Source organism: Streptomyces sp. NPDC058239 (genome assembly GCF_042882185.1).
GTDB lineage: Bacteria > Actinomycetota > Actinomycetes > Streptomycetales > Streptomycetaceae > Streptomyces.
Genome location: NZ_JBHVWS010000002.1, coordinates 172,147 through 191,751, shown reverse-complemented (window position 1 = coordinate 191,751; position 19,605 = coordinate 172,147). Strand labels below are relative to the sequence as shown.

The window sequence follows — 19,605 nt, the reverse complement described above, 5'->3', positions numbered from 1 at the left end:
CTCGCAGACCTATGTGGACTCGAACCCCGCACTCCCGGAGGTCGCCAGGCTGCCCACCACCGGCGACCGCACGGAGGACGAGAAGCGGATCAAGGAGCACCCGATGGCGACCCAGTCCGCCCTCGCCTACGAGAAGGGCCGGCAGCGGCCCCGGCAGTGGTTCAGCAGCGACCGGCGGGAGATCGTGGAGAAGATCCAGCCGGGTGAAGTGAGCTGGGTCGAGATGCAGCCGAGCCGCGAACGGGTCGAGGGCTGGTTCCTCAGCGGCAAGGACGACTACCGGCTGCACGCGGTCATCGACGGCCCCTCGCGGGCCGTACCGGACCGCATCCTCCAGCGCACCGGCCCCATGTCCGAGGCGGAGAAGCAGCGTTGTGCCGCGTCCCGGCCGATGACCAGCACGCCGGTGGGTGCGGACTCGGCGGCATCCTCCGCCGACAAGGGCCGGCTGAACGTCGGAACCCCGACCTCGCCGGGCGTACGGGCGCTGCGTACCGTCCCGTTGGACCGAACGTCTCGAGAGGGGATGACCGGGCGACCTTCCGGCAGGGTGCATGCGGGAGCGGTGTGCCTTGATAGCGTCGCTCCCGCGATTGCGGACCGCTCCCCGCCGGGGTCGTCGCTGCGCCCGGACGGCCTGCCCTCGACGGACGGCCGACGGAGCGGGCGTGCTGACGGTACGGGGACGTTCGCGGCAAGGACGAAGAGGGCCGACGCATGAGCCTCGCGCAGTTGCACTACACCTCTGCCTCTGCGGGGGACGACGGGGGCGGCGCACGGTTCTCAGCGGTCAGCGCCGGTATACCCACGCCGGTGCTGGCCGAGGCCGAGCAACTCCTCGGCTACGAGCCGCCGGCCGGAGCCCCCTACCACCCCACGACCGATGAACTCCGGTCGTTCCCGGAGGCGTTCAGCTTCAGCGCACTGTCCGACGGCAGCCATCTGCTGAGCCGTACGGTGGCGCTCGGCGGCCCCGGCGCCGGCCGTTTCCACGCGCACGCGGTGCATCTCCCGGCCGGTACCGGGCTGCCGGGCGACGTGCCGGCGATCACGGCATGGCGGTCGCCGAACTGGGCCTCCACCACACCGGACGGCGGCACGCCCGGCCGAATAGCCTCGCTGCCCGCCTCCGCCGCCTTCGGGCCGGAGGCGCTGAACGACTTCGCGGTCTCCCGGAGCCCCTGGCTGGCGGCGGTCTTCGCCGACCTGCGCCGGGCGAGCGAGGAACCGTCCTCGGCGCGAGTGGTTCTCGTGGAGCGGCAGAGCGCCGATGTGGCCCGGTGGATCGCCCTGGCCGGATCCGTACTCCCGCCAAGGAACGCGCAGCGGCTGACCTTCACGACCTACACCCGACGTCCGGCGCAGTCCCCGCACCGGGTCGTCGGAGTGCTGCCGGAGGACACACCGCAACCGAACGGCTCCGACAATGGACTGCGGGTGCACACCTGCACCGGGCCACGCCCGGAAGGACCGGTGGACGACACCTGGGCCGAGACCTGCGCCCGGATCTGGCGGAGCCGGTCTCCGGAGCTGTTCCGGGCGGCGGCGGAGCTGCCCGGCGAACCCTTCGCCGCCGGACCGCTCGCGGTCACGGCACTCTGTGCGGGCGTCGCGCTCGGCCCCGCCGAGCGTGCCGCGGCGGCCGACTGGGCCGCCGAGCGGCCGTACGCGCTGGACGAGGAGCGGACGCGGCGGCTGACCGACGCGCTGACCGCTCCCGGCATCGACCGCACGAGCGCCGAACTGTCCTGTGTGGCACGGCTGTTGACCGCTCTGGACGGACGGTCTCCCGCCGCCACGACCGCATCGCTCGCCGCTCTGCTGGTGACGGAGGCGGTACGCGGTGGCAATGTCACACTCGAACCGCCCGCGCGCTCGGCCTTCGCCGAACCGGCCGGGGAGCGTGCCGCCGCCGCACTCGTCACGGCCCTGGGCGACGACCTGCGTACCGAACTCGCCACCGGTGCGCCCAGCGTGCCCACCGTGCCCGGCCGCAGTGTGGCGCGCACCGTGCAGCTGCTGCGGATCGCGCGGCTGCTCGACGTGGACTGCGCGGACCTGCTCCCCGATGTCGTGCACCGGATGGCCCGGTCCCTGCTGGGCGAAGGGGCGGCCGACTGCGGGCCGGTACTGCTCGACCTCCTGGACGAACAGTTCGACGTCCGCACCGCGCTGCTGGGCGAGCTGGACCGGATCGCCCCGCACGATCCGGCGGGGACGGAGCGGCTGCTGACCGGTGTCGCCCTGCCGTTCACCGGGACGCAGGCGCTGCCGCATCTGCGGATGTGCGCGGCGGCGCCGGACGCCAGGGCGGGCGGCAGCGACCGCGTGAAGGTGTTGCACACGGTGGTCCGTGCCGGTGGAATGTCACCTTTCACTGAACCGCTGGTGCTGCGGACCGCGGTGGGTCTTGTGTGGGGCGAGGACACGCCCACGGCGGGCGAGGCCCGGCTGCTGCTGGGCGGGACCACCTCCGACGCGCACCGTACGGCCGGTACGTGGTCCACGCTCGTCGCGGCGGCGCTCGGCGCCCCCGCCGACGACGAGGAGGCCCCCGAACTCGCCCATGACCTGCTGCGCGGCTTCCCGCAGGAGATCGACGCGCGGGTGCGCGGCGCCCTGCTGCTCCTGGAGTTCGCGCGGGACGTGCGGTCGGGGGCGGCGGAGCCCGGCTGGACGGAACGGGCCCGGAAGCTGTGCGCCGGGGCCGGCCCGGTGGAGCCGGGCGTGCGCGACCAGGCGTTCGGCGCACTGGCCGGCAGGCTGCTCGCTGCGGACCGGCCCGAGGCGGAGCTGTACGCGTTCGTCCACAGCGACGACGCGGACCTCATCGCGGCCTACGGCAGGGCCGCCCGCCATGACACCGTCCTCGCCCGGCTTCGTTCCGACCCTGCCTATGTGGCCGACTGCTTCGCCGTCTGGAGCTCACACCCGCATGCGGGCCGCGCCTGGAGCGAGACACGGGCGGCGCTGCTGGAGGAGGTGCTGCGGCCCGTCGTGCGCGCACTGTCCGCCGGCGAGGTGGCGGCCGTGGAGGAGGCCGCCGAGCGTACGGGCAGCAGCCGCACGGCGGAGGCGTTCCGGGCATGGAACCGGCCGGGTGGCTTCGGCAGACGGCTCGGCAGCAGGCTGACGGCACGGGTGCGGCGGTCGTAGCCGAGCTCAGGACATCAAGAGGCCGCGAGTCCTCGGGCAACCCGCGGGCGTCAGTTGTGCCGGACCGTGCTGCCCGGAGTCCGTGATCGGCCGGAAGTTACCTATGAGTATGCAGTGACTTTGCGCGCAATCGACAGTAGAACCTGTTTCACTCTGTCGAGAGTGAAGGACGCCACATGAGTGACACCACCATGCATGATGCTGGATCCAAGAGTGTCTCGCGTCGAAGGTTCATCGCAGGAACCAGTTCCATTCTGGGAGCCGTGGCTCTCATCGGCCACGCCGCCTCGGCTCAGGCGAAACCTGTCTCCACTGCGGCTCCGATCGACTCCGGGACCCATGTCCCGGCCCTGGTGATCGGCACCGGATACGGGGGCTCCGTCGCCGCCCTGCGTCTCGCCCAGGCCGGCGTCGACGTACACATGATCGAGATGGGCATGGCCTGGGACACACCCGGCCCGGACGGCAAGATCTTCGCCAACACGACCCAGCCGGACAACCGGTCCTACTGGCTCCGCACCAGAACCAAACAGCCCCTCAGCAACTTCCTCGGCTTCCCCATCGACAAGGACATCTCCCGCTACACCGGGATCCTGGACGCCGAGGAATTCGGCGGCATCACGGTCTATCAGGGGCGCGGTGTCGGAGGCGGTTCGTTGGTCAACGGCGGCATGGCGGTCACTCCCAAGCGCGAGAACTTCGGCGCCATCCTCCCGTCGGTGAACGCCGACGACATGTACGGCATCTACTACCCGCGTGCCAACGCCGGGCTCGGGGTCAACACCATCGACCCGGCCTGGTTCGAGACCGCCGAGTGCTACCAGTACGCCCGGGTCGGCCGTAAGCAAGCCCAGCGTTCCGGCTTCCCGTTCGTCTTCGTTCCCGCCGTGTACGACTGGGACTACATGAAGCAGGAGGCGGCCGGTACCGTCCCCAGATCGGCGCTGGACGGCGAGATCCTCTACGGCAACAACTACGGTAAGAAGTCGCTGCCGAAGACCTACATCGCCCGGATCAAGGCCACCGGCAAGGTCACCATCTCTCCACTGCACAAAGTCACCTCGGTGGCCCCGGCGGCCGGTGGCGGCTACACCGTCGTCATCGACCAGATCGACACCAACGGGGACACCACGGCCACCAAGTCCGTGACCGCGGACAAGGTGTTCTTCGCGGCAGGCAGCGTCGGCACCAGCAAGCTGCTGGTCACGCTGAAGGCCACCGGAGCACTGCCCCGCCTGAACGACGAGATCGGCAAGGGCTGGGGCGACAACGGCAACGTCATGTGCGGCCGCGCCAACCACCTGTGGGACCCGACCGGCAAGGTCCAGGCGTCCATACCCACGGGCGGCATCGACAACTGGGCTACTGGTGGTGCGTTCGCCGAGGTCGCGCCGCTGCCCACCGGGATCGAGACGTACGCCTCGTTCTATCTGGCGATCACCAAGAACCCGAACCGAGCCGAGTTCTCCTGGAACGCCGCGACGAGCAAGGTCGATCTGAGCTGGCAGACCTCCTGGAAGCAGCCGTCCATCGACGCGGCCAAGACGATCTTCGACAAGATCAACAAGGTGGAGGGGACGATCTACCGCACCGACCTCTTCGGCACCTACAAGATCTGGGGCGATCACCTCACGTACCACCCGCTCGGAGGCGCGGTGCTGAACAAGGCCACCGACAACTACGGCCGCCTCCACGGCTACTCCGGCCTGTACGTCATCGACGGCTCGCTGATCCCCGGCAACACCAGTGTCAACCCGTTCGTCACCATCACCGCGCTCGCCGAACGGAACATCGAAGAGATCATCGCCGCCGACCTGTAACGGTGAGATCGAAGCCCGGGGCCGGGCGGGCTCACCGAGCGGCCCCGGACCACTTCAGCGCCCGGGCAGCGCGCACACGGTGTCGAGGCCCAGCACATGGTTGAGCCGGCCGAACGCCAGCCACGAGCCGATGCTCATGCTCAGCTCCACGATCTCGGGCTGGCTGTAGTGCGCGGTCATCCGAGTCCAGAACTCGTCATCGAGGCCGTGGTGGTCCAGGGCGTACCGCTCGGCGTACTCGGCGGCCAACCGGGTCCGGTCGTCGAAGGCGTCAGTGGTGCGCCACTGGGCCACCGCGTCGGCGAACTCCTCCTCGACCTTCGCTCCGTCCCGTTCGGTCCGCCAATCAAGGCAGAAGACGCACCCGTTGATCTGTGCGATCCGCAACCGCGCGGCCTCGAACTCGCGTAGTCCGAGGGTCGTGTGGGCATACACCGACATCGAGAAATTCGCGGCGGCGGTCCCGATCCCGGGGATCATCTCCCCCCACACGTACTCGATCGCATCCTTGCCTTCGGGGATATCGATGTTCATCGTTGTCTCCTTCCGAGCCTGCCGACCGCGGGGCGCAGTGGGACGTCGAGCGCGTCGTAAAGTCCGGGTTCCGCGCCCACAAGCCAGTCGATGGCGCTCACGAGCCTGCCGACCGCGGTGGCGTTCCCGCCCGCGGACCGGTTCTCGCCCTCGTCGGTGGCCTCGACCGTGACCTCGATGCGCGGGCGGCCCTCGATGACCACCCGATGTGCGCCGTCGCCGTCGGGCGGCGTCGGCCAGTCCGGTGCGCAAGACGGATGGATGCGCGTGATGTGCTCGATGATGATGCGGGGTTCGCCCTCGACGATGCCCTGCACCTCGAACCGGACAGCGCCCTGGGTGCCCGCCTCGAACTCGCCCATCGTCCTGGTACTCACCATGGTCTCAAGAGGGCGCCGGTCCAACGTCTCGCGGATGTCGTCGAGTTCGACACCGAGGGCCCTGGCCATCAGCCGCACTTGGCCGCCCCAGACCATCGTGGGGACCGTCGGCGCGAGCATCAGCGGCTCATAGTCCATCGGCTGTCCCATGCCGACCAAGTACCGGACCGAGTCCTCCTGGTCGTAGGTGGAGTAGTCGAAGATCTCCTGACAGCGGATCACGTCCACGGTGGTGCCGAGTCCGCTGATCAGCAGCGGCAGCACGTCGTTGCCCCAGCCGGGGTCGACACCGGAGACGAACAGCGAGCCGCCGCCCTCGGCGATGGCGGCCAGCACCGGATCCCGCAACTCCGGCGGGGCGCCCAGCTGGTCGTAGAGCGCGTACAGCGCAGGGGTGACGACTACGGCTCCGCCCCGGATGGCCCTGATGATGTCGGTGAGCGCCTCGTCGGGGCGGATGTCGCCGGACGCCGCGTACACCACCGCCCGGGGACCGGAGGCCAGCACACTGTCGATGTCGTCGGTCGCGGCAACCCCCAGACCGCGGTCGAGCCCTCCGAGGTCGCCCGCGTCGCGGCCGACCTTGTCGGGGTTGTGGACGAGCACGGCAGTGAGCGTCAGCGCCGGGTGGGCATCGACGGCACGGATCGCCGCGCGGCCGACGTTGCCAGTACCCCAGACAACCGTGGAAATCATGCGCGGAGGGTAGCGAGAGGGCGCATCAGTTCATAGTGGCGTGACCGGAAAGAATTCCCATCGCTCGTGCGTAGCAGGGCGATGAGTGGGCTTTCCCGGACAGCGTGCCGTTCCAGCAATTCCAGCACGAGCTGAGGCACACCCAGGCGCACTGAAGGGTGGCGGTGAGGTTGCGCCCCGTCCTGAGCTTCCGGACCCGGCCGGACATACGTCACGGCTTCCTCCGAGCGACCGGTACCGTAGAACGAACAATCTCGTGGGCCTCCTGACGGGCTGCGTGAACCGCCAGAGGAACAGATGAGGAAGCCATGACGACGAACCGCGGACGCAAGGACGTCATCCGGGACCGGATGGCCGCGACCGGCGAGTCGTACAACGTCGCCGCCCGCAATCTGAAGGCGATGAAGGACATGGGCGCCACGCGTGAGGCCGTCCTCACCCAGCGCTGGCGTCCCGCCGAATCGCTCGACGTTCCGTGCCCCTGCGGTGGTACGTGCGAGCCCGGCGAGCGGTGCGAGCGCTGCCACGCGCTGCACCGGCATGTGGCGCGCTACCCCGGCAGTGTCACGGACGTGGAGACCTGGGCGGACCGTTACGACTGCACGGGCTGCGCGTCCTCGTACATCCTGACGGTCGTGCTGCCCGGCCGGCCGTGGGGTGTCGCCGAGACGGTCGTCCAGGGCGGGGCCGCGGAGCCGGTCGTGCGGGCCAGGGTCTTCCCTGGGGTCGCCCACCCGCTGCTGCGGCCGGAGAACCCCGAGGGCGAGGAAGAGGGCTGACGCCCGGCGTCAGCCCTCGCTCAGGTCGTGGCCGTCAGCCCTCGTCGGGCGTCAGGCGCAGTGAGATCGAGTTGATGCAGTACCGCTGGTCCGTCGGGGTCGGGTAGCCCTCGCCCTCGAAGACATGGCCGAGGTGCGATCCGCAGCGGGCGCAGCGGACCTCGGTGCGGACCATGCCGTGGCTGCGGTCCTGGATCAGTTCGACCGCGTCCGTGTCCTTCGGGTCGTAGAAGGACGGCCAGCCGCAGTGCGACTCGAATTTGGTGTCGGAGCGGAACAGTTCCGCGTCACAGGCGCGGCAGGAGTAGACGCCCGTGGTCTTGGTGTCGGTGTACTCGCCGACGAAGGCGGGTTCGGTGCCGGCCTGGCGCAGGACCGCGTACTCGGCGGGCGTCAGCTCCGCCCGCCACTGCTCGTCCGGCTTCTCGATGTCGTACGACACGTCGCTCCCTCAGCTCGACAGGTGGTCCAGGATCTGCGGGCCGAGGTCCGTGACGTCGCCCGCCCCCATGGTGAGAACGAGGTCGCCGGGCTTCGCCATTCCCGCGATGGCCTCGGGGACCGCCGCCTTGTCGTGGACGGCGGTGACATCGGCGCCCGCGGACTTCGCGGCGTCGATGATCAGGTCGCTGGTGATGCCGGGGATCGGGTCCTCGCGGGCCGGATAGATGTCCAGGACCACGGAGGCGTCGGCCAGTGCGAGGGCCTGGCCCATCTCGGCGCCGAGCTCCTGGGTGCGGGAGAAGAGGTGGGGCTGGAAGACGACCAGGAGGCGGGCGTCGGATGCGGCGCCGCGCATCGCTTCGAGGTCCGCGGTCATCTCGGTGGGATGGTGTGCGTACGAGTCGATGACCTGAACGCCCGCGGCCTCGCCCTTGAGCTGGAGGCGGCGCTTGACCCCGGTGTACTTGCCGAGGGCCGAGGCGAGGTTGTGGGCCGGGATGCCGAGTGCGACACCGGCGGCGAGGGCCGCGACCGCGTTGTGGGCGTAGTGGCGGCCGGGCACGGAGACCGTGAACGTGAGGTACTTCCCGTTCAGGATGACCGTGACCTCGCTGGTCAGACCGCGCGGGGTGACCTTGTGGACGCGTACGTCGGCGGTCTCGGACTCGCCGTAGGTGACGACCTTCACCGAGGACAGGGCGCGCACCCGCTTGGTCAGCTCGACGGCGCCGGGCTGGTCGGCGGCGATCACCAGGGTGCCGTCGGGGACGATCTTGCCGGTGAACGTCTCGAAGGATTCGTAGATCTCGTCCATCGAGGCGTAGTTCGCGTGGTGGTCCAGCTCGACGTTGAGGACGATCGCGACCTCGGGGTCGTACTTCTGGAAGCTGCGGTCGCTCTCGTCCGCCTCGGCGACGAAGATCCGGCCCTCGCCGTGCGCGGCGTTGGTGCCGGGGCCGGCGAGGTCGCCGCCGATGGCGTACGAGGGGTCGAGGTTCAGCTCGGTCAGGGCGACGGCCAGCATCGATGTGGTGGTCGTCTTGCCGTGCGTACCGGCCACCGCGATCGCGCGCAGGCCCGCCATCAGGGAGGCCAGCGCGTCGGAGCGGTGCACGACGGGGATCGACAGCTCGGCGGCGCGCACCAGTTCCGGGTTGTCGGCGCGGATGGCGCTGGAGACGACCACGCACGAGGCGTCGTCCGCCAGATGTCCGGCGGCGTGCCCGATGTGGACGGTCGCCCCCAGCGCCCGCAGCGCCTCGGCCGTTCCCGACTCCTTGGCGTCACTGCCCGCGACCTTCGCACCGCGCTGGGTGAGGATCTTCGCGATGCCCGACATTCCGGCGCCGCCGATGCCGATGAAGTGCGGTCGTTCCATGGCGGCAGGAATACCGGGTGCCATGCGTGTGTCTCCCCAGAAGTTGAAACGAGTACCCGCCCAGCCTATTCGCTGTGCGCGAAGAGCTTGAGCACCGGTACGCCGACCTTGTGCCGGGCCCTGGACGCCCAGTCCCTGTGGAAGAACTCTTCCACGTAGTGCGGCGCTGTCAGCACGATGACTTCATCAGCCTCCGCGTCGTCGACCACGGACTTCAGCTTGTTCAGCGGGTGCTCCTCGACCACCTGCCCGACCGCTTCGGAGCCTGCCTGCCGCAGGGCCTCGAGCGACACTTCGAGCGCCAGTTCGGCGGACTGCCTGGCATTCTTGCCCTCCGGCTCCTCGCCCTCCCGGGCGGCTTCCTTGAGCTCGCCCATCGCCAGGTCGTCGATGGCTCGCAACAGCACATCGGCCTGGTCACCGCGCGGCTGCATGAGCACGACGAAGGAGGTCTGCTCCTCCCCGTGCAGGGTGGTGACGAACTCGACGTCCTCGGAAGTGAGGGGCTTCTCGATCATCAAAACGCTGGTGAACACCACGGGCGCCCTTCTGCTTCAGTAACCGTCGCCGGTCTCTGCTGAAACCATCCTTCCCCGTGCTCGCACGGGGTCTGCGAGTAATTGTGCCCACCGGAAGCTAACCGGAACGGTAAATTCCGCCGATTGTCAGATCCGACGGTATCGGGTGAAGAGGAACCCGGCCTCTTCCAGCATCGATGTCAGGGCGAATCGTTCCGGCACGGCCACCGAGGGGCCACCGGCGATCCGCTGCGCGTCTCCGGCGGTCAGCATCGGCGAGAGGGTCAGACAGAGCTCGTCCAGCACCCCGGCGGCCACGAACTGGCCCAGCATCCTGGGTCCGCCCTCGGTCAGCAGCCGCTTGAGTCCGCGGTCCGCCAGCTCGCGCACGGCCCTGGCGGGGTCCACCCGGGAGCCCTCCCCCGCGATCACCACCTCGGCGCCCGCCTTCCGCGCCGCTTCGATCCGGTCCGCAGGGGCTCCGTTGCCGGTCAGCACGAGAGTCGGGACGAGCGGCGAGACGAAGAGCGGCAACGAGAAGTCCAGGTCCAGGCTGCCGCTCACCACGGCGATCGCCGGTGCGGGCCCCTGCCCGGCCGCTGCCCGGCGGGCGGCGAAGGCCTCGCGGGCCCTGGCGGGCCGGTAGCCCTCCAGCCGTACGGTCTCCGCCCCCGCCACGACCACATCGGCCAGACCGCGCAGGGTGCCGAAGATCCGCATGTCGCTCTCGCAGGAGATCGGCTGCGAGCGCCCGTCGTGCTGAGCGGCGCCGTCGAGCGTCGAAACCATGTTGGCGCGCAGCCAGGGGCCGTCCTGCTCGGGGTACGCGTAGGCATCGGCCAGATGGTCCAGACTCCACTCCCCCTCGTCGTCAGCCGGTGTCAGGTCGGTCACAGGGAAGAGGCGTCGCATGTTCTGCAGTCTGGCACGGCCCTTAAGGTTGAGAGTTGTGTCGTCCTCCACCGCCGTGCCGGGGCAGAGCCCCATAGCCGAAACGGCCCCGCTGTCCCTGTGTGCCCTCGAGCCGCACGTCCCCGCCGACCGCCTGGTCGCCGAGATGGTGCCGCCGCCGCGCTTCGACTCCGTGCGCTTCGGTACGTATGTCCCGGACCCCAACCAGCCGAGCCAGGTCGAGGCGGTCAATGTCCTGAGCGGCTTCGCGGACGGGCTGGGCGGGGCGCATGCCACCGGCTCCGGCAAGAACAAGGGGTGGTGGCGGGCGACGGGTGGACGGTTCGGCAAGAAGGCCGCGGCGCCCTCGGCACCCCTCGGGGTCTATCTCGACGGCGGCTACGGCGTCGGCAAGACGCATCTGCTGGCCTCCCTCTGGCACGCCACACCCGCCGCGCCGTCACTGAAGGCGTTCGGCACCTTCGTCGAGCTGACAAACCTTGTGGGTGCGCTGGGCTTCCAGAAGACCGTGCAGACGCTGAGCGGGCACCGGCTCCTGTGCATCGATGAGTTCGAGCTGGACGACCCGGGCGATACGGTGCTGGTGTCGTCGCTGCTCAGCAGGCTGGTCGAGGCGGGGGTCGCGCTCGCCGCCACCTCCAATACGCTGCCCGGCAAGCTCGGCGAGGGCCGGTTCGCCGCCGCCGACTTCCTGCGGGAGATCCAGGGACTGTCCGCGCACTTCCGCCCGCTGCGGATCGATGGCGAGGACTACCGCCACCGCGGGCTGCCCGAGGCCCCCGCGCCGTACTCCGACGAGCAGGTCACCAGGGCCGCCTACGCCACCGAGGGCGCCAGCCTGGACGACTTCCCCTCGCTCCTGGACCATCTCGCACGGGTCCATCCGAGCCGCTACGGCGCACTGACGGACGGACTGCGGGCGGTCTGCCTCACCGAGGTCCAGCCGGTGCCGGACCAGTCGACCGCGCTGCGGCTCGTCGTCCTCGCCGACCGGCTGTACGACCGGGAGGTTCCGGTGCTCGCCTCCGGGGTCCCGTTCGACAAGCTGTTCAGCGAGGAGATGCTGAACGGCGGGTACCGGAAGAAGTACTTCCGGGCGATCTCCCGGCTGACGGCGCTGGCGCGCGACGCAAAGGGGCTGGTGGCGCAGTAGGTTCGGGGCGTAGCACCCGAGGTGCCCCGGCGCGCCTCGTATCTCCCGTATCACCGCGCACACCGTTTTGAAGGGATCCAGCATGGCTACCACGCGTCAGGCGCACACGGTCTGGGAAGGCAACCTGATCGAGGGCAAGGGAGTCGTCACCTTCGACTCCTCCGGCATCGGCGACTACGAGGTCTCCTGGCCGTCCCGCGCGGAGAAGGCGAACGGAAAGACCAGTCCCGAGGAGCTCATCGCGGCGGCACACTCCAGCTGCTTCTCGATGGCGCTGTCCAACGGCCTGACCACCGCCGGCACCCCGCCGACCCGGCTGAACACCCAGGCCGAGGTCACCTTCCAGCCCGGTACCGGCATCACCGGTATTCACCTCACCGTCCAGGGCGAGGTGCCGGGTCTCGACGAGGCGGGCTTCGTCAAGGCCGCCGAGGACGCCAAGGCGAACTGCCCGGTCAGCCAGGCGCTCACAGGCACGACGATCACGCTCACCGCGTCCCTGGCCTGACCCCACGGGCCCCTGTGGGCCCGTGACACGCACGAGGCTCAGTGACCCGCGTGGTTCCCGCGCGGCAATACGCGTGGTACACACATGCGGGTCACTTCTCCTGTCCGCCAGCAGGGAGTTGCCTCATGTCATCAGCAGCAGCACGACAACTCGCAACACGACGACAGGTCCTGGCCGGCAGCGGCGCGGCCGTTGCCTCGATCGCCTTCGCCGGGGCGTTCTGCGAACTCTTCGCGGGTACCGCCGCCGCCCGTGGACACAGCGGCTACGGCCCGCTCGTGCCCGACCCGGACGGTCTGCTCGACCTCCCGAAGGGCTTCCGCTACCGGGTCCTGTCCCGGGAGGGCGACCCGCTCCGCTCCGGCGAGGGCCAGGTCCCCAGCAACCACGACGGCATGGCCGCCTTCGCCGGCCGGCACGGACACGTCCGCCTCGTACGCAACCACGAGAACCGCGCCACCGGAAGAATCCCGGTCCCGACCGTCGAGGGCCTCACCTACGACCCGATGGGCAAGGGCGGCTGTACGGCCCTGGAGCTGGACGGCCGCAACAACGTCCTCGGCGAACGCGTCGCCATCGCCGGTACGGCGGTGAACTGCGCGGGCGGCCGCACCCCCTGGAACACCTGGCTGACCTGCGAGGAGACCGAGGACAAGGCCGGCACCAACGGCTACACCAAGGACCACGGCTTCATCTTCGAAGTGGACGGCGCCGATCCGTACCGCACCGGGGCCGTGCCGCTCACCGCGATGGGCCGCTTCCAGCACGAGGCGATCGCGATCGACCCGAAGAGCGGGATCGTGTACGAGACGGAGGACGCGTTCGACAAGCCGTTCGGGCTCTTCTACCGCTTCCTGCCGAACAAACCGCTCGGCGGGACGGGCTCGCTGCGGGCCGGCGGCCATCTGGAGGCCATGCGGGTGCCCGGCGTCCCCGACCTCTCCGTGATCCAGGAGACCGGTGCGAGCTTCGAGGGCGTGGAGTGGGTTCCCGTGCCGGATCCGCAGGCGGCCGGGACTCCGATCCGGTTCCAGGACTTCGGCCCGAAGGGCATCACGCACGCGCAGAAGCTGGAGGGCTGCTACTGGGGCGGGTCCTCGGTCTACTTCGTCTCCAGTTTCGCGCACCGCTCGCAGGGTTCGGCGGCCGACCACTACGGCCAGGTGTGGCGGTACGAGCCGAAGCGGCGCCGTCTCACGCTGGTGATCGTCTTCGGTCCCGGTACGGACGTGCAACTGCCCGGTGAGTCCCCCGACAACATCTGCCTGGCGTCCGACGGCGGACTGATGGTGTGCGAGGACGGCGACGGCGCGCAGCATGTGTTCGGCCTGACGCGGGGCGGCGAGGTGTACGCGATGGCGCGGGGCCGGCAGAACATCGGGACGTCCGAGGAGCCCGCGTGGGGCGAGTTCGCCGGGGTCACGTTCGCTCCGGACGGCGGGACGATGTTCGTCAACTGCTATACGCCGGGGACGACGTTCGCGGTGACGGGGCCGTGGCGCTGATGCGTTGACGTGCAGGGGGCGGGCAGCTGTTGCCCGCTCCCTGCACGCTCCTCCATGAAAACGTTCCTACAATTGCAGGGCAGTTATCGAGAACGCATCATCGGCAATGAGTGGAGCACAGCACAATCCTCTTGCGCACAGCGGATTTTCCTCGTGAAAACGCTCTTGACACGTCCGGGAACGTTCGTAAGGATCCACCGCAACCAGCAGGGGTCAGGCGAGGAGGCCGGTCGTGGCAGTCACAATCCGGGAGGTGGCGAGCGCCGCGGGCGTCTCGGTGTCGACGGTGTCCCGTGCGTTCACCGCACCCGATCAGGTCCGGCCGAAGACCCGGCAGCGCATCCTCGACGCCGCGACCGAGCTCGGCTACTCCCCCAACCCGGCGGCACGCAGCCTGCGAGGCGGCGGCACCGGAACTCTCGGGCTGATCATCCCGGACATCGCCAACCCGTTCTTCCCGCCGATCGTCAAGGCGATGCAGGCCCGTGCCCGGCGTCTGGGCTACACGGTCCTGGTCGCCGACAGCGACGAGCGCGAAGCCGACGAGCTGGAGACGATCGCGGCATTCTCCAAGCGGGTCGACGGCCTGGTCCTGTGGGCCTCCACACTCGCCGAGGACCGGCTGCGCGAACTCGCCGCCCAGATGCCGGTGGTGGTCGTGAACCGCCATGTGCCGGGCATTCCCGAGGTACGGATCTCGCTGTCGGCCGGCATCGCCCAGGCCGTCGAGCATCTGCGTGCCTACGGCCACCGGCGCTGTGTGTTCATCAATGCCTCACGGGCCGAGCTCAGCCGCGGCAAGTCCATTCAGGAGTCCTTCGAGGCACTGGATCTCTCGCTCGTCGAACTCGGCCCGTACGAACCGCGGTTCGAGACCGGTGTGCACGCGGCGACGCTCGTCGCCGCACACGGGGCCACGGCGGTCATCGCCCACAACGACCTGGTCGCCCTCGGTGTGCTGCACCAGATGGCGGGACTCGGCGTCAGCGTCCCGGAGGACATCAGCGTCATCGGCATCGACGACACGCTGCTGGCCTCCGTCTCCACCCCCAGCCTCACCACCATCAGGATCGACCCCGAGGAGATCGCCACCCGGGCCAGCGATCTGCTCATCGAAACGGTCAACGGCCGGACAGGTGGCGAGAAGACCCCGTGCGTGGAAATCGGCTCCCGCCTGATCCCGCGCGCCTCCACGGGACCCGCCCCCGCCAACTGAGCGACCACCTCACCGACGGCCCGCACATGCGGGTCTCCGAGCCCCTCCAGGAGGACGCCGGAGCCTGGCTGGAGCCGGCCTGGCCACAGCCCGTCACGTTCCGCCGGATCGACATTCTCGCCGATGACGACGTGGACAAGGACCTGATCGACCCGCACCACCACAGGACCCCGTTCGACACGCTGCCCACCCTGCTGCGGGACTACCGCATCGAGGCGCGCGGCCCGGACGGCACCTGGCGGACCGTCTCCCGCGCGACGGACAACCGGCGCCGCCGCCAGGTGCACACCCTGGACGAGCCGGTGACCGCGGCAGCGGTGAGGATCGTCGTAGAGGCAACCAACGGAGCCGCGCCGGCGCACATCGTCGCCGCTCGCGCATACGCAGAGGAGCATGAGCGTGGTCACCAGAGTCCTGGTCACGGGGGCGGCCGGGCGCATCGGCCGGGCAGTGCTGGCCCTGCTCGCCGAGCGCGACATCGAGGCGAACGCCCTCGTCCTGGACGACCCCGGTGACCTGCCCGCGCGCCTGGTCGTGACGGGGGATGCCGCCGACGAGAACACCGTGCGGGCGGCGCTGGACGGCGCCGATGCCGTGATTCATCTGGCCGCCATCCCCACGCCGCAGCGCAACACCGCTCGTGAGGTCTTCGCCACCAACACCCTCACCACGTTCGCGGTCCTGGAGGAGGCGGGACGGGCCGGCGTGCGGCACGCCGCGGTCGCCAGTTCCTGGGGGGTCACCGGCCTCCCCTGGTCGACCGATCCGGCGCCGCACCCCGCGTACGTCCCGGTCGACGAGGCCATGGCGCACCAGGTGGAGGACGCGTACGGACTGTCCAAGCAGGTCGACGAGGCGACTGCCGCGATGATGGCACGGCGGCACTCGATGAGTGTGATCTGCCTGCGCTACCCCTTCGTCGGCGGCTTCGACGAGCGGCTTCGTGCGCATGCGGCGCGGCTCACCGCCCAACCGGCTGACGGTGCCCGGGATCTGTGGACGTACCTGGAGGTCCGGGACGCCGCACGGGCCGCCCTGCTCGCCCTCCATGTACCCGGGCCGGGTGCGCACGCCGTGTATCTGTGCGCACCCGAGACCCTCGTGCCGTTCCCGACGGAAGAGCTCCTGCGCCGCTATCACCCCACCGCCCGGCTCCTGCGTCCATTGCCCGGGCGCACCGCGCCGGTGGACACCACGGCCGCGCGGCGGCTCTTCGGCTTCACCGCGGAACACCTGCTCGACCACTGAGCGCGGCGCCGGTCACGGACGAGGCGGTGCGTCGGACGGCCCCGGAGCCGGACCTAGCCGGAGCACGCCGTGCGCTGGGCCTCCTGCCATTCGCAGACCGGGCAGAGCGTGACGCCCCTGACCGACTCCGGGTACTCCGTCGGCTTCCGGCACAGCACGCACTCGGCGTACGGAGGTCCCGCGGCGGGTGCGGGGGCCACGGCAGGCGTTCCGCAGTACGACTCGTCCATGCGTACGTCGATGCGCTCATCCATGCGCAGGAGCCTACTCAGCCGCGCAGCGAAGTGAGCCTGCAGGCGAGCGCGGCCGCCGCCGCTGCGAGAGCGGCGGCTGCGACGAGCGGCAGGAGCGGCACATGCACCGTGCCGGTCTGCGAGCCGGTGACCAGGCCCGTCACGGCGTGGTTCGCGGGCGAGCCACTGGTCACCAGGGCCAGCAGTGCGGCGAGCACGGTGGTGGCGACGGACCAGCCGCGCCGGTGCAGCAGCGGCCTTGTGCACAGCGCACCGACAGCCGCCCCCAGCAGCACGCAGCAGACGGCGGCGAGCAGGCCGGCGAGCCCGGCGGGCAGCAGTGGCACCCGGACGGCGTTGTCGGCGCTTGCAGGCTTGCTGATCAGCAGCACGATCAGGGTGGCGGCCGTGCCCAGCAGCCCGGCGCACCCGAGCGCGGCGAGCAGCGACGCCAGATGGGCCCGCGGCGATCCCGCCACCGCGGCGGTTACGGTCCGGGCGGCGGGCGGCTCCTGATTGGCACAGAGCTGTACGAGCCAGGCGGTGACGGGCAGGAGCCCGGCGGCGGCGTATCCGAGCGAGTCGAGGACGGGCTGCCCCGACTGCACGCCGATGCCGAGGAAGGCCGCGTACAGCAGCACGGGGGCGAGCCAGCGCTGGGAGCGGATCAGCAGGGCGGTCTGGTAGCGGAGGAGGGCGGTCATGGTGCCTCGGGGGTCGAGCGGGCCCCGGGGGGCGGGGCAGCCTTCGTATGCGGAGCGGCCTCCGGCTTCGGGAGGCCGCCGGGGGCGGTCGTCAGGTGTCGGATGTGCCAGGGCGGGCGCGCGGCGAGCAGGGCGCGCAGCAGCGCGTCGGAGTGCGTGGCCGCGACGGTGAGCCGTACGGCCCCGTCTGCCGCGGGCGTGCGCTCGGGCGTACCCGGCAGCCCGGTGGGAAGTGCGGCGCCCGGTGGGCCTGCCGCCTCGATGCGTACCTGCGGCCCGGTCCCCGCGGCTCGCGCCACGGGTACGGCGGCGAGCCCGTGCCCCTCGACCCGGAACGCGGCGTCGACCGCTCCGGCGAGCCGGCGTGGGTCGTGGTCGACGAAGACGACGGTGGCGCCCGCCGCGACCCGCTCGGCCACGGCCCGGTCCAGCTCGTCGCGGGCCGCGGCGTCCAGGCCGGTCCATGCCTCGTCCAGGACCAGCAGCTCCGGTTCGGCGAGGAGCGCCTGGGCGACGGCGACCTTCTGGCTGGTCCCTTTGGAGAGTTCCGGAAGAGGTGTACGGGCATGGCCGGCGGCCCCGAAACGGGCGAGCCACGACTGCGCCCGGTCCGCCGCCTCGGAGGTCCGCAGGCCGTGGACCCGGCCGAGGTGGACCAGGTACCCGGCCGCGGTGAACGGCAGCGCGGCCGGGAAGCGCTCGGGGACGTATGCCGTACGGGGCCTGCGGCCGGTGATCCGGCCCTCTGTCGGGGCGTCGATCCCGGCGAGCAGCCTCAGCAGCGTCGACTTGCCGGTGCCGTTGGCGCCCTCGATGCGGATCAGGGTGTGCGAGGGCAGGTCGAGGTCGACCCCGCGCAGCACCCATGGCCCGCCGAGGCCGTACCGGCGGCCCACCCCGCTCAGGTTCAGTTGGCCGACGCCTTCTCGGGCTTGAGCTCGCTGGGCCGCACGATCACGAATCCCTCGCCGTCCAGCCGCAGTTGGACGGCCTCTCCGGACCCGCCGCGCATCATCGAGCCGAAGCTCTGCGAACGGTGCAGCGACGTGGTCAGGTTGGCGCTCCAGCCGACCACCGCGTCCGTGTCGACGCACACCGGCTGCTGGGGCGTGACGGGTATCACGATGGGGTGGCCCTCACACATCAGGCCGAGCTTGCCGTATCCGGTGAAGACGCTGTTGAAGAGGCCGCCGCCGGTCATCCCGGCGCCCTTCACGGTCTTGATCTCGTAGGCGAGCGTGGCGTCGAAACAGAGCACGTTGCGGCCGTTGATGGTCAGGACGTCGCCCTGCTCCATGTCCACGATGAAGCAGTTGGCCGCCTCGTGCGCGAACCAGGCCTCGCCCTGGCCGCGGACCGCCATCAGCGGCAGCCCTTCACCGGTGACGGCGCGCTTGAGCATGCCGCCGAGGCCCTGGCCCTTGCGCTCGAACTGCAGATCACCGCGGAAGGCGATCATCGACCCCTGGCGGGCGTGCATCTCGCCGTTGACGGCGTACTTGATGGATTTGGCGTTCTGCAGGGTCATCCCGGGGGCGGTTGCCTGCTGCGCCATGTTCTCGCTGGAAAAGAGATCGCTCTTCATGCGGTGCATCCTCACCCGGAGCGATTCATTCCGCCAAGAAGGGATTCTCGGGCGGCTGGCAGACTGGGACGAGTGAGCTACAACGACACCCCCGTATCCCCGGCCGAATCCCCGGCCACGTCCTGCTCCCCCGCGGCGGACAGCCCGTTCAGGTCCGAGCGGACGCGCCGGGACGAGGCCCCGCAATACGTGCTGCCGCTGGTCGTGCACATCGAGAAGACGGCTCCCCCGGCCCGTACCGACGCGCTGCGGACCGCCGCCCGCGCGGTGCTCGTGATGCTCTCCGACGAGCGGTCGGCCGGCGAGGGCGAGTGGGCGCAGGCGATGCGGGACTGGCAGGACGCCCGGATCCGCAAGGTGGTGCGACGGGCGCGCGGTGCGGAGTGGCGCAAGGCGTCCGTGCTGCCCGGCATCACGGTCACCGGCGAGAGCGCCGAGGTACGGGTCTTCCCGCCCGTTCCGCTGGACGGCTGGCCGAAGGAGCTGGCGAAGCTCCAGGTCTCGGGGACGGATCTGGACGACCCCGAGCCGCCGGCCGCGCCCGATACCGCGGCCCCGGTGCTGTGGCTGAACCCGGAGCTGGACATGTCGGCGGGCAAGGCCATGGCGCAGGCCGGGCACGGTGCGCAGCTCGCCTGGTGGGAGCTGTCGGAGACGGAGCGCAAGGCGTGGCGCGAGGCGGGCTTCCCGCTGTCGGTCGCCACTTCGGAGGCGGGCCGCTGGCAGGAACTCACGGTGAGCGGGCTTCCGGTGGTGCGTGACGCCGGGTTCACCGAGATCGCTCCGGGGTCGTGCACCGTGGTCGCCGACCATCCCGCGCTGCGGGGCTGAGCGGG

The 19,605-nt window shown here is 70.5% G+C and carries 21 protein-coding genes; 11 read left to right on the top strand and 10 right to left on the bottom strand.

The annotated features are described in order from the left end of the window. The first annotated feature begins 13 nt into the window (after positions 1-13). The 3 genes from ACFVYE_RS03415 to ACFVYE_RS03405 all read left to right on the top strand — a co-directional run bounded on the left by ACFVYE_RS03415 (position 14) and on the right by ACFVYE_RS03405 (position 4,976). Complete coding sequence (locus ACFVYE_RS03415; RefSeq protein WP_389603845.1) at positions 14-721, top strand: hypothetical protein; 708 nt, start codon at positions 14-16, stop codon at positions 719-721. Then, the gene (locus tag ACFVYE_RS03410) at positions 718-3,156 is read left to right on the top strand and encodes a GTPase-associated protein 1-related protein (protein ID WP_383960735.1); all 2,439 of its coding nucleotides are present in this window, start codon (positions 718-720) and stop codon (positions 3,154-3,156) included. Before ACFVYE_RS03415 ends, ACFVYE_RS03410 begins: the two co-directional genes overlap by 4 nt. A 176-nt stretch (positions 3,157-3,332) precedes the next feature. Continuing rightward, a complete protein-coding gene (locus ACFVYE_RS03405) occupies positions 3,333-4,976 on the top strand; it encodes a GMC oxidoreductase (protein WP_383960738.1) in 1,644 nt (547 codons plus the stop codon). A 54-nt stretch (positions 4,977-5,030) separates the two neighbouring features. Here the strand turns inward: ACFVYE_RS03405 and ACFVYE_RS03400 are convergent, their stop codons facing one another. Together ACFVYE_RS03400 and ACFVYE_RS03395 are read right to left on the bottom strand one after the other, a co-directional pair. Further along, on the bottom strand, positions 5,031-5,510 hold the full coding sequence (locus tag ACFVYE_RS03400; protein WP_383960741.1) for a carboxymuconolactone decarboxylase family protein: 480 nt from the start codon (positions 5,508-5,510) through the stop codon (positions 5,031-5,033). After that, entirely contained in the window at positions 5,507-6,586 is a 1,080-nt protein-coding gene (locus ACFVYE_RS03395; RefSeq protein ID WP_383960743.1) for a dihydrodipicolinate reductase, read from the bottom strand. The genes ACFVYE_RS03400 and ACFVYE_RS03395 overlap by 4 nt, the downstream gene beginning before the upstream one ends. A 308-nt stretch (positions 6,587-6,894) precedes the next feature. Here ACFVYE_RS03395 and ACFVYE_RS03390 point away from each other — a divergent pair, with 308 nt between their 5' ends. Then, the gene (locus tag ACFVYE_RS03390; RefSeq protein WP_389603842.1) at positions 6,895-7,365 is read left to right on the top strand and encodes a hypothetical protein; all 471 of its coding nucleotides are present in this window, start codon (positions 6,895-6,897) and stop codon (positions 7,363-7,365) included. 34 nt (positions 7,366-7,399) lie between these two features. On the opposite strand, the gene msrB is transcribed toward ACFVYE_RS03390, so the two are convergent. From msrB to ACFVYE_RS03370, 4 genes are all read right to left on the bottom strand, one after another. Further along, entirely contained in the window at positions 7,400-7,807 is a 408-nt protein-coding gene (msrB, locus tag ACFVYE_RS03385) for a peptide-methionine (R)-S-oxide reductase MsrB (RefSeq protein ID WP_114247299.1), read from the bottom strand. A gap of 9 nt (positions 7,808-7,816) precedes the next feature. Beyond that, the gene (gene murC, locus ACFVYE_RS03380; protein ID WP_389603839.1) at positions 7,817-9,211 is read right to left on the bottom strand and encodes a UDP-N-acetylmuramate--L-alanine ligase; all 1,395 of its coding nucleotides are present in this window, start codon (positions 9,209-9,211) and stop codon (positions 7,817-7,819) included. Positions 9,212-9,252: 41 nt separating this feature from the next. Beyond that, the gene (locus tag ACFVYE_RS03375) at positions 9,253-9,705 is read right to left on the bottom strand and encodes an indole-3-glycerol phosphate synthase (RefSeq protein WP_383960752.1); all 453 of its coding nucleotides are present in this window, start codon (positions 9,703-9,705) and stop codon (positions 9,253-9,255) included. 147 nt (positions 9,706-9,852) lie between these two features. Then, positions 9,853-10,617, bottom strand: a complete 765-nt coding sequence (locus tag ACFVYE_RS03370) for a pyrimidine reductase family protein (RefSeq protein ID WP_383960755.1) — start codon at positions 10,615-10,617, stop codon at positions 9,853-9,855. A gap of 37 nt (positions 10,618-10,654) precedes the next feature. On the opposite strand from ACFVYE_RS03370, the gene zapE reads away from it, so the two are divergent. From zapE to ACFVYE_RS03340, 6 genes are all read left to right on the top strand, one after another. Further along, positions 10,655-11,770 carry a cell division protein ZapE gene (zapE, locus tag ACFVYE_RS03365; RefSeq protein ID WP_383960757.1) on the top strand — a complete coding sequence of 372 codons (1,116 nt, stop codon included), beginning with the start codon at positions 10,655-10,657 and terminating at the stop codon, positions 11,768-11,770. An 82-nt stretch (positions 11,771-11,852) separates the two neighbouring features. Further along, complete coding sequence (locus tag ACFVYE_RS03360; protein WP_383960760.1) at positions 11,853-12,278, top strand: OsmC family protein; 426 nt, start codon at positions 11,853-11,855, stop codon at positions 12,276-12,278. 125 nt (positions 12,279-12,403) lie between these two features. Continuing rightward, on the top strand, positions 12,404-13,783 hold the full coding sequence (locus ACFVYE_RS03355; RefSeq protein WP_383960761.1) for an alkaline phosphatase PhoX: 1,380 nt from the start codon (positions 12,404-12,406) through the stop codon (positions 13,781-13,783). A gap of 232 nt (positions 13,784-14,015) precedes the next feature. After that, positions 14,016-14,999, top strand: coding sequence for a LacI family DNA-binding transcriptional regulator (locus tag ACFVYE_RS03350; RefSeq protein WP_383960764.1), 984 nt, complete (start codon positions 14,016-14,018; stop codon positions 14,997-14,999). A gap of 26 nt (positions 15,000-15,025) precedes the next feature. After that, positions 15,026-15,514, top strand: coding sequence for a hypothetical protein (locus ACFVYE_RS03345; protein ID WP_389603835.1), 489 nt, complete (start codon positions 15,026-15,028; stop codon positions 15,512-15,514). Further along, positions 15,399-16,247, top strand: a complete 849-nt coding sequence (locus ACFVYE_RS03340; RefSeq protein ID WP_383960770.1) for an NAD-dependent epimerase/dehydratase family protein — start codon at positions 15,399-15,401, stop codon at positions 16,245-16,247. Before ACFVYE_RS03345 ends, ACFVYE_RS03340 begins: the two co-directional genes overlap by 116 nt. Positions 16,248-16,300: 53 nt before the next feature. Here the strand turns inward: ACFVYE_RS03340 and ACFVYE_RS03335 are convergent, their stop codons facing one another. Genes ACFVYE_RS03335 through ACFVYE_RS03320 form a run of 4 tightly spaced genes read right to left on the bottom strand, consistent with a single transcriptional unit; the run spans position 16,301 to position 18,769 of the window. After that, the gene (locus ACFVYE_RS03335; protein ID WP_383960858.1) at positions 16,301-16,501 is read right to left on the bottom strand and encodes a hypothetical protein; all 201 of its coding nucleotides are present in this window, start codon (positions 16,499-16,501) and stop codon (positions 16,301-16,303) included. Between the two features lie 14 nt (positions 16,502-16,515). Further along, a complete protein-coding gene (locus tag ACFVYE_RS03330; protein WP_383960772.1) occupies positions 16,516-17,184 on the bottom strand; it encodes an ABC transporter in 669 nt (222 codons plus the stop codon). Next, a complete protein-coding gene (locus ACFVYE_RS03325) occupies positions 17,181-18,047 on the bottom strand; it encodes an ATP-binding cassette domain-containing protein (RefSeq protein WP_383960850.1) in 867 nt (288 codons plus the stop codon). Before ACFVYE_RS03325 ends, ACFVYE_RS03330 begins: the two co-directional genes overlap by 4 nt. A 44-nt stretch (positions 18,048-18,091) precedes the next feature. Continuing rightward, positions 18,092-18,769 (bottom strand): AIM24 family protein, encoded by a 678-nt coding sequence (locus ACFVYE_RS03320; RefSeq protein WP_389603832.1) that lies wholly within the window; start codon positions 18,767-18,769, stop codon positions 18,092-18,094. Positions 18,770-18,841: 72 nt separating this feature from the next. Between ACFVYE_RS03320 and ACFVYE_RS03315 the strand changes: the two genes are divergently transcribed. Next, on the top strand, positions 18,842-19,600 hold the full coding sequence (locus ACFVYE_RS03315) for a peptidyl-tRNA hydrolase (RefSeq protein ID WP_383960776.1): 759 nt from the start codon (positions 18,842-18,844) through the stop codon (positions 19,598-19,600). Positions 19,601-19,605: the final 5 nt, after the last annotated feature.

Coding starts and splice junctions, on each gene's coding strand:
- ACFVYE_RS03410 (WP_383960735.1), top strand. CDS start 718: ATGAGCCTCGCGCAGTTGCACTACACCTCTGCCTCTGCGGGGGACGAC.
- ACFVYE_RS03405 (WP_383960738.1), top strand. CDS start 3,333: ATGAGTGACACCACCATGCATGATGCTGGATCCAAGAGTGTCTCGCGT.
- ACFVYE_RS03400 (WP_383960741.1), bottom strand. CDS start 5,510: ATGAACATCGATATCCCCGAAGGCAAGGATGCGATCGAGTACGTGTGG.
- ACFVYE_RS03395 (WP_383960743.1), bottom strand. CDS start 6,586: ATGATTTCCACGGTTGTCTGGGGTACTGGCAACGTCGGCCGCGCGGCG.
- ACFVYE_RS03390 (WP_389603842.1), top strand. CDS start 6,895: ATGACGACGAACCGCGGACGCAAGGACGTCATCCGGGACCGGATGGCC.
- murC (WP_389603839.1), bottom strand. CDS start 9,211: ATGGCACCCGGTATTCCTGCCGCCATGGAACGACCGCACTTCATCGGC.
- ACFVYE_RS03375 (WP_383960752.1), bottom strand. CDS start 9,705: ATGATCGAGAAGCCCCTCACTTCCGAGGACGTCGAGTTCGTCACCACC.
- ACFVYE_RS03370 (WP_383960755.1), bottom strand. CDS start 10,617: ATGCGACGCCTCTTCCCTGTGACCGACCTGACACCGGCTGACGACGAG.
- ACFVYE_RS03360 (WP_383960760.1), top strand. CDS start 11,853: ATGGCTACCACGCGTCAGGCGCACACGGTCTGGGAAGGCAACCTGATC.
- ACFVYE_RS03355 (WP_383960761.1), top strand. CDS start 12,404: ATGTCATCAGCAGCAGCACGACAACTCGCAACACGACGACAGGTCCTG.
- ACFVYE_RS03345 (WP_389603835.1), top strand. CDS start 15,026: ATGCGGGTCTCCGAGCCCCTCCAGGAGGACGCCGGAGCCTGGCTGGAG.
- ACFVYE_RS03335 (WP_383960858.1), bottom strand. CDS start 16,501: ATGGATGAGCGCATCGACGTACGCATGGACGAGTCGTACTGCGGAACG.
- ACFVYE_RS03330 (WP_383960772.1), bottom strand. CDS start 17,184: ATGACCGCCCTCCTCCGCTACCAGACCGCCCTGCTGATCCGCTCCCAG.
- ACFVYE_RS03320 (WP_389603832.1), bottom strand. CDS start 18,769: ATGAAGAGCGATCTCTTTTCCAGCGAGAACATGGCGCAGCAGGCAACC.